This is a genomic window from Pantoea phyllosphaerae (assembly GCF_051025595.1).
GTDB lineage: Bacteria > Pseudomonadota > Gammaproteobacteria > Enterobacterales > Enterobacteriaceae > Pantoea.
On sequence record NZ_JBPFDE010000008.1, the window covers coordinates 218,120 to 226,228 of the forward strand.

Genomic DNA, 8,109 nt, shown 5'->3' on the forward strand with positions numbered 1-8,109 from the left:
CAATGAATTCACTGTGGCAGCACTACCAGACGCTGAAAAGCCGTCATCCGAAAAAATATGCCCGCGAGCTGGCTGCGCTGATGGGCATCAGCGAAGCGGAGCTGTGCGCAGCGCGCGTCGGCCAGGAGGCGCAGCCGCTGAAGCCGCAGTTTCGCGAGCTGCTGTCGGCGCTGGAGGCGGTGGGCGAAACGAAAAGCATCACCCGCAATGAATATGCGGTGCATGAGCATCTTGGCCTTTATCAGAACCTGAAGCTGGGCGATCACGCCGGGCTGGTGCTGAACCCGCGCGCGCTCGACCTGCGCATCTTCCTCAGCCAGTGGCGCAGCGCTTTCTTTCTGCGCGAGCAGAGCGCGCGCGGCGAGCGGCAGAGCATTCAGATCTTCGATCGTCACGGTGACGCGGTGCTGAAAATCTACGCCACCGACCACACCGATATGGCGGCCTGGCAGGCGCTGATCGCGCGCTTTGTCGACGACGCGTCCGCCGCGCTGCATGTAGAGCCTGTGGAAACCGCCCGCTTCGCCGAGCATATCGACGCCGCCGCTATCGACAGCGAATGGCGCGCCATGACCGACGTGCATCAGTTTTTCGCTCTGCTGAAGCGTCATAACGTCTCGCGGCCTCAGGCGTTTCGCGCGGCGGGCAGCGATCTGGCGTGGCGGGTGGATAACGACGCGCTGGCGCGGCTGCTGACGCTGGCGCAGCGAGACGGCAACGAAATCATGATCTTCGTCGGCAATCGCGGCTGCACCCAGATCTTTACCGGCGCGGTGGAAAAAGTGGCGCCGATGGAGAACTGGCTCAATCTGTTCAATACGCGCTTCACGCTGCACCTGATGGCGGATCGCATCCACGAAAGCTGGGTGACGCGCAAACCGACCGGCGACGGCTTCGTCACCAGCCTGGAACTGTTCGCGGCTGACGGCACGCAGATCGCCCAGCTCTACGGCCAGCGCAGCGAAGGCACGCCGGAGCAGGCGTGCTGGCGCGAGCAGGTGACCTCGCTGAGCGCGGCGGGAGAAGCCGTATGAAAGGGGTAATCGCCGGCCTAACGCTGCTGCTGGCGCTGCCGTCGCTGGCGGCGGATCGGGTGATCTCCATCGGCGGCGACGTCACGCAGATCGTCTACGCGCTTGGCGCGCAGCGGGCACTGGTAGCGCGCGACAGCACCAGCCAGCATCCGGCGCTGGCGAAGCGGCTGCCGGACATCGGCTATATGCGTCAGCTCAACGCCGAGGGCATTCTGGCGCTGAAGCCGACGCTGGTGCTGAGCAGCGAGCTGGCGAAGCCGTCGCTGGCGCTGCAGCAGGTCGCTCAGGCTGGCGTTAAGGTGGTGGAGATAAGCGGCGAGAACAGCCTGGCGGCGATCCCCAAAAAGATCGCCGCCATCGGCAAGGCGCTGCACCGCGACGAAGAGGCGCAGGCGCTGGCGCAGCAGGTTAACCGGACGCTGGCGGCACTGCCGAAGCGGCCGCTGCCGGTGAAGGTGCTGTTTATTATGTCGCACAGCGGCATGAAGTCGCTGGCGGCGGGTAGCGATACCGCCGCCGACGGCGCCATCCGCAGCGCGGGCCTGATCAACGCCATGGCGGCGGTGCCGCGCTATCAGCCGCTGTCGCAGGAGGGCGTCATCGCCGCCGCGCCGGATCTGGTGGTGATCGGCGACGATGGGCTGAAAACCCTCGGCGACGAAGAGAAGGTGTGGCAGCTGCCGGGCCTGGCGCTAACCCCGGCTGGCCAGCATAAGAACCTGCTGGTGATCGACGAGATGGCGCTGCTCGGTTTCGGCCTGGATACGCCAGGCGCCATCGTTAAGCTGCGCAAAGCGGCGGAAGCGGCGCGGCATGAGTAATGCCGCCGCGCCGCGCTGGCTGGCGCTGATGCTGGCGAGCATGCTGGCGGCGATGGCGCTGGCGGCGAATCTCGGCGCGATGCCGCTGTCGCTGCGCGCGCTGTGGCGGGCGCCGCTCAGCGATATGGTCTGGCAGATCTGGCTGCATATCCGCCTGCCGCGCGTGCTGCTGGCGGTGCTGATCGGCATGGCGCTGGCGGTCTCCGGGGCGCTGATGCAGGGGCTGTTTCGCAATCCGCTCGCCGATCCCGGCCTGCTCGGCATCAGCAGCGGCGCGGGGCTGGCGGTGGCGATCGCCATTCTTCTGCCGCTGACGCTGCCCCCGCTGCTGGCGCTCTGGCTGCCGACCCTGGCGGCCTTTCTCGGCAGCCTGGCGGTGATGGCGCTGATCTTCAGCCTCAGCCAGCGGGCGCAGGGCAGCCTGGCACGGCTGCTGCTGGTGGGCATCGCCATCAACGCGCTGTGCGGCGCGGCGGTGGGCGTGCTCTCCTGGCTCAGCAACGACCAGCAGCTGCGTCAGCTTTCGCTGTGGGGCATGGGCAGCCTGAGCCAGGCGCAGTGGCCGATGCTGGCGGTTTGCGCCGCCTTTATCCTGCCAGCGCTGCTGCTGACGCAGCGACGCGCGCGCCATCTTAACCTGCTGCAGCTGGGCGAAGAGGATGCGCACTATATGGGCCTCGACGTCAGGCGCACCCAGCGGCAGCTGCTGACGCTGAGCGCGCTGCTGGTAGGTGCGGCGGTTTCGGTCAGCGGCATTATCGGCTTCGTGGGCCTGGTCGTGCCGCACGTGATGCGCTTCTGCCTTGGCAGCGATCACCGCTGGATGCTGCCCGGTTCGGCGCTGGCGGGCGCGATCCTGCTGCTGCTGGCGGATACGCTGGCGCGCACCCTTGTGGTGCCGGCCGAGATGCCGGTAGGACTGTTGACCAGCCTGCTGGGCGGTCCCTGGTTTCTCTGGCAGATCCTGCGCCAGCAGCGAGGAGTGGAATAATGGATCAGTTAGAGGCGCGCAGCCTGCGCTATGCACGCGGCGGACGGGTGCTGATCGACGCGCTGGATCTGTCGCTGGCGTCGGGCGAGCTGGTGGCGCTGATTGGCCCGAACGGCGCAGGCAAATCGACGCTGCTGCGGATGCTGACCGGTTTTCTGACGCCCGATGAGGGCGAGTGTCGGCTGGGCGATCGTGCTTTAGCGGCCTGGCCGCGCGCGCGGCTGGCGCAGCGGCGCGCGGTGATGCGTCAGCAGAATCCGGTCGCCTTCGCGCTGCCCGCCGCCGACGTGGTGGCGATGGGCCGCGCGCCCTGGCCTGCCGCAGGCGCGGCGACTATTGTCGAGGAGGTGATGGCGCTGACCGGCTGCAGAGAGCTGGCCGGGCGCGACTATCGGCAGCTTTCCGGCGGCGAACAGCAGCGCGTGCAGCTGGCGCGCGTGCTGGCGCAGCTCTGGCGCGACGGGTCGCCGCGCGGCTGGCTGTTTCTCGACGAGCCGACCTCGGCGCTCGATCTCTACTGGCAGCAGAAGACGCTACGGCTGCTGCACCAGCTGTCGCGCCAGAGCGATTTCGGCGTTTGCGCCGTGCTGCACGATCTCAACCTGGCCGCGCTCTGGGCGGATCGCATTCTGCTGCTGCATCAGGGCAGTCTGGTGGCGCAGGGCTCGCCGCAGGCGGTGATGACCGAGGCGACGCTGACGCGCTGGTATCGGGCGGACCTGCGCGTCTCTGCTCATCATGAAAGCGGCAGGCCGACGATTCAGCTGCGCGCATAAAACCGTTTGGCTTATTATTCATGGCGTTAGCGCTTAGCGGCGCGCCGATTTTCAGCCATACTTGCTACTCTGAATCACTGAACAGGGAAGCAAGATATGAATGATGCATTAGATCAGGCCGCTGAGCAGCTTGGCGAGCGGCTTCTCTCCTCTGAGTGGCGGTTAGCGACCGCCGAATCCTGCACCGCCGGCTTGATCAGCATGACGCTGGCGAAGGTGGAAAACAGCGGCAACTTCTATACCAGCGGCTTCGTCACCTACAGCGATAAGGCGAAAAGCCAGCTGCTCGGGGTGCGGCCGGAAACGCTGGAGGCGCATACCGCGGTGAGCGAACAGACGGCGCGCGAGATGGCGATCGGCGCGCGCGAGCGCTCCGGCGAGCCGGTGAGCCTGTCAATTACCGGCTATGCCGGACCGGACGGCGGCGAAGATGGCACGCCCGCCGGGACCATCTGGTTTGGCTGGACCTTGCCCGACGGCAGCGTGGTGGCTGAGATGCGACGCTTCGAGGGCGAGCCGAAATCGGTAATGGAGCAGGGCGCACAGTTCGCGCTGGCGCGCCTTGCGGTGCTGCTGCGCGACGTCGCCCTGCATCAGACCGCTTAGCGGCAGTCGACAATCAGGCGGCCGCGCACCTTGCCGTCCAGCAGATCCTGCGCGCCCTGTTTCGCTTCGCTGAGCGGGATCAGCGTCGTAAGCTGGGTCAGCGTGTCGCTGTTCAGCAGTTCACCAAGGCGCTGCCACGCCTGCTGGCGCAGCGGTTTCGGACACATGACGCTGTCGATGCCGGTCAGGGTGACGCCGCGCAGGATAAAGGGCGCGACGCTGGCGGGCAGATCCAGCCCCTGCGCCATACCGCAGGCGGCGACCACGCCGTCGCGCTGGGTAGCGGCCAGCACGTTACTCAACGTATGGCTGCCGACGCTGTCGATTGCCGCCGCCCAGCGCTCTTTCGCCAGCGGCTTGCCGGGCTGCGACAGCTCGTTGCGGTCGATAACCGAACGCGCGCCGAGCGTATCGATCAGATAGCCTTCGTCGCTGGCGCGTCCGCTGGCGGCGATCACCTCAAAGCCCAGGCGCGCCAGCAGGCTGACGCTGAAGCTGCCGACACCGCCGCTTGCGCCGGTGACCAGCACGGGGCCGCGGTCCGGCGTCACGCCCTGTTTCTCCAGCGCCATCACGCACAGCATCGCGGTCAAGCCCGCAGTGCCGATCGCCATAGTCTGTAGCGGGCTCAGGGCGGCGGGCACCTCTACCAGCCAGTCGCCGGGCACGCTCGCCTTCTGCGCCAGGCCGCCCCACTGTTTCTCGCCGACGCCCCAGCCGGTCAGCAGCGCTACGTCGTCCAGCCGCCACTCTGGATGGCGGCTGGCGGTGACGCGGCCGACGAAATCGATGCCCGGCACCATCGGGAAATGACGCACGATCGGCCCTTTATTGCAGATGGCGAGCGCATCTTTGTAGTTGAGGGTGGAGTAGGCGACGTCGACGGTGACGTTATGGTCGGGCAGCTGGGATTCGTTGAGTTCTTTCAGGTTGGTGCGGTAGCCTTGCTCATCATTTTCAATGACTAATGCTGTAAACATGCAGCCTCCGGCAATCAGGAAATGTGCCGGCCAGTCTACTCCTCCTCGGGGGTAAGGGGTAGAGCGTGCGCAGAGGCGGCAGGAAAGCGCCGGGAAATGCATAAACTTTCATAAAGCAAAGATAATTAAGCATTTATTTAAGGCGTTTGTTTTTTAAATACTTATTTATCATGGCGTTGCATATTTATCGCCTGCCGGGTTATTAAGCCAGGCGGGTTGTTCCCGCGCGAAAAAAATGACATGATTGCGCCTCTTTTTACCTGCCCGTCGAGGATTTGCTATGGCCGGAATACTGCGCAACCGCACCTGCCGCCGCTCGCTTTGCCCTGTGCGCAAGGCGCTCCTCTCTGCTCGCCGCTTTCCGCTGTGCCCGCTCATCATGCGGTGAGGCCAGCTAAACGTTCGCTGTTGGGCATGCGTAAAGACAGACGCCATCTGGCTTTACTGATGTCTATCGGGTGCGGCTTTCGCTTTTGCTCTGACTCCGCTTCCGCCTGACGTTATTCGCCGGGGAATCTTCCCTATTGCCGTGCCTCTGGCACCCACTCATCCTTCACCGTTGGGGATTTGTGTTATGACACCACTGAAAATTGCCGCCAGCGTTGCTGTGGCTCCCAGCCTTACCCTCAATACCGGGCGTGACGTAGTGACGCTGGACAACACCGACTTTACCGATGTGGCGGCAGTGGTCGTCTCGCTGGCCGATACGCGCAGCGGCGTGCTGGCCCTGTTGCGCCATACCGGCTTCAATCTGCCGGTGTTTGTCGCCAACGCCTGGGAGGAGGAGGTGCTGCATCTGCCGGGCGTGACCGGCGAGCTGAACGGCTCCGCGCAGGAGTGGGCGGCGCTGGAAGCGGCCGCGGCGGAGTATGAGGCGAACCTGCTGCCGCCGTTTTTCGATACCCTGACGCGCTATGTTGATATGCAGAACAGCACTTTCGCCTGTCCTGGCCATCAGGGCGGGGCGTTTTTCCGTAAGCACCCGGCGGGACGGCAGTTTTACGATTTTTACGGCGAAAACGTGTTTCGCTCCGACATGTGCAACGCCGACGTTAAGCTCGGCGATCTGCTGATTCACGAAGGCTCGGCGAAAGATGCGCAGAAGTTCGCGGCAAAGGTCTTCAACGCGGATAAAACCTACTTTGTGCTCAACGGCACCTCCAGCGCCAACAAGGTGGTGACCAACGCGCTGCTGACGCGTGGCGATCTGGTGCTGTTCGACCGCAATAACCATAAATCGAACCACCACGGCGCGCTGATCCAGGCGGGCGCGACGCCGGTCTATCTGGAGGCGGCGCGCAATCCTTTTGGCTTTATCGGCGGCATCGACGCGCACTGTTTCGACGAGGCCTGGCTGCGCGAGCGCATCAAAGAGGTGGCGCCGCAGCGCGCCGGAGAAGCGCGTCCTTTCCGGCTGGCGATCATTCAGCTTGGTACCTACGATGGCACGGTTTATAACGCGCGTCAGGTGGTGGATCGCATCGGGCATCTCTGCGACTACATCCTGTTCGACTCTGCGTGGCTCGGCTATGAGCAGTTTATTCCGGTAATGGCGGGCACCTCGCCGCTGACGCTGGAACTCACTGAACAAGACCCGGGCATCTTCGTTACCCAGTCGGTGCATAAGCAGCTGGCCGGTTTTTCGCAGACGTCGCAGATCCATAAAAAAGATAACCACATTCGCGGTCAGAAGCGCTTTTGTCCGCACAAGCGGCTGAATAACGCCTTTATGCTGCACGCCTCCACCAGCCCCTTTTATCCGCTCTTCGCCGCGCTGGACGTTAATGCAAAGATGCATCAGGGGGAAGCGGGCCGCCAGCTGTGGCAGTCGTGCGTGACGCTCGGCATCGAGGCGCGCAAGGCGATCCTCGATCGCTGCGAGATGATCCTGCCGTTTGTCCCGGAGCAGGTAGACGGCATGCGCTGGCAGGATGCACCCACGGAGAGCATCGCCCGCGACAGCCGCTACTTCAGCTTTGAACCCGAGGCGAAGTGGCACGGTTTTGCCGGGTACGCGCAGGATCAGTATCTGGTCGATCCCTGCAAGCTGCTGCTGACCACGCCGGGCATCGATGCGGCGAGCGGCGAGTATGCCGACTTCGGCATTCCCGCCACTATTCTCGCCAACTACCTGCGCGAAAACGGCATCGTGCCGGAGAAGTGCGACCTTAACTCTATTCTGTTTCTGCTGACGCCGGCAGAGAGCGCGGAGAAGATGGCGCATCTGGTGGCGATGCTGGCGCAGTTCGAACAGCACGTCAGAGAGGATGCGCCGCTGGCGGAGGTGCTGCCGACGATTTATCGCAAAAATCAGGCGCGCTACAAGGGCTATACCCTGCGTCAGCTCTGCCAGGAGATGCACGATCTCTACGTCAGCTTCGACGTGAAGGATCTGCAGAGGGCGATGTTCCGGCAGCAGCGTTTTCCGGCGGTGAAGGTAAACCCGCAGGACGCGCATCAGGCCTATATTCGCGGCGACGTCGAGCTGGTGCCGATCGCGCAGGCCGAAGGGCGCATCGCTGCTGAAGGCGCGCTGCCTTATCCGCCAGGCGTGCTTTGCGTGGTGCCGGGCGAGGTGTGGGGCGGCGCGGTGCAGCGCTATTTCCTGGCGCTGGAAGAGGGCGTCAACCAGCTGCCGGGCTTCTCGCCGGAGCTGCAGGGGGTTTATACCGAGGATGACGGGCAGGGGCGTCTTCAGCTGGTGGCGAATATGATCGTGGAGGGGCGCCTGGCCGGGCGGTAGCGGCGGCGGGTTCCGCCCGCCAGACGGTTTTGCCTGCTGCGCAGGCGGCTCTGAGCAGGTTTCGTTCGCCCGGCAGCGAGGCAGTTTCATTTCGCCCGCTGCGGGCGACCGAGCAGGGCCGGTGGGCGCCGGCCCTGCACCCGCGCCCCGGGCCAGCT

At 64.6% G+C, this 8,109-nt stretch carries 7 protein-coding genes; 6 read left to right on the forward strand and 1 reads right to left on the reverse strand.

The features are described from left to right. The first annotated feature begins 2 nt into the window (after nt 1–2). The 5 genes from ACR6A7_RS13075 to ACR6A7_RS13095 all read left to right on the forward strand — a co-directional run bounded on the left by ACR6A7_RS13075 (nt 3) and on the right by ACR6A7_RS13095 (nt 4,228). Nucleotides 3–1,034, forward strand: coding sequence for a hemin-degrading factor (locus ACR6A7_RS13075; protein WP_434125289.1), 1,032 nt, complete (start codon nt 3–5; stop codon nt 1,032–1,034). Next, nucleotides 1,031–1,855 carry a heme/hemin ABC transporter substrate-binding protein gene (locus tag ACR6A7_RS13080; RefSeq protein ID WP_434125290.1) on the forward strand — a complete coding sequence of 275 codons (825 nt, stop codon included), beginning with the start codon at nt 1,031–1,033 and terminating at the stop codon, nt 1,853–1,855. The genes ACR6A7_RS13075 and ACR6A7_RS13080 overlap by 4 nt, the downstream gene beginning before the upstream one ends. Further along, on the forward strand, nt 1,848–2,846 hold the full coding sequence (locus ACR6A7_RS13085) for a FecCD family ABC transporter permease (RefSeq protein ID WP_434125291.1): 999 nt from the start codon (nt 1,848–1,850) through the stop codon (nt 2,844–2,846). The genes ACR6A7_RS13080 and ACR6A7_RS13085 overlap by 8 nt, the downstream gene beginning before the upstream one ends. Next, nucleotides 2,843–3,622 (forward strand): heme ABC transporter ATP-binding protein, encoded by a 780-nt coding sequence (locus ACR6A7_RS13090; RefSeq protein WP_434125307.1) that lies wholly within the window; start codon nt 2,843–2,845, stop codon nt 3,620–3,622. Before ACR6A7_RS13085 ends, ACR6A7_RS13090 begins: the two co-directional genes overlap by 4 nt. A 96-nt stretch (nt 3,623–3,718) precedes the next feature. Then, nucleotides 3,719–4,228, forward strand: coding sequence for a CinA family protein (locus tag ACR6A7_RS13095; protein WP_434125292.1), 510 nt, complete (start codon nt 3,719–3,721; stop codon nt 4,226–4,228). Here ACR6A7_RS13095 and acuI read toward each other — a convergent pair. Next, the gene (acuI, locus tag ACR6A7_RS13100) at nt 4,225–5,208 is read right to left on the reverse strand and encodes an acrylyl-CoA reductase (NADPH) (protein WP_434125293.1); all 984 of its coding nucleotides are present in this window, start codon (nt 5,206–5,208) and stop codon (nt 4,225–4,227) included. The two genes, ACR6A7_RS13095 and acuI, sit on opposite strands and share 4 nt — an antisense overlap. Before the next feature lie 574 nt (nt 5,209–5,782). On the opposite strand from acuI, the gene ACR6A7_RS13105 reads away from it, so the two are divergent. Continuing rightward, entirely contained in the window at nt 5,783–7,951 is a 2,169-nt protein-coding gene (locus ACR6A7_RS13105) for an ornithine decarboxylase (protein WP_434125294.1), read from the forward strand. Nucleotides 7,952–8,109: the final 158 nt, after the last annotated feature.

Coding starts and splice junctions, on each gene's coding strand:
- ACR6A7_RS13105 (WP_434125294.1), top strand. CDS start 5,783: ATGACACCACTGAAAATTGCCGCCAGCGTTGCTGTGGCTCCCAGCCTT.
- acuI (WP_434125293.1), bottom strand. CDS start 5,208: ATGTTTACAGCATTAGTCATTGAAAATGATGAGCAAGGCTACCGCACC.
- ACR6A7_RS13095 (WP_434125292.1), top strand. CDS start 3,719: ATGAATGATGCATTAGATCAGGCCGCTGAGCAGCTTGGCGAGCGGCTT.
- ACR6A7_RS13075 (WP_434125289.1), top strand. CDS start 3: ATGAATTCACTGTGGCAGCACTACCAGACGCTGAAAAGCCGTCATCCG.
- ACR6A7_RS13085 (WP_434125291.1), top strand. CDS start 1,848: ATGAGTAATGCCGCCGCGCCGCGCTGGCTGGCGCTGATGCTGGCGAGC.
- ACR6A7_RS13080 (WP_434125290.1), top strand. CDS start 1,031: ATGAAAGGGGTAATCGCCGGCCTAACGCTGCTGCTGGCGCTGCCGTCG.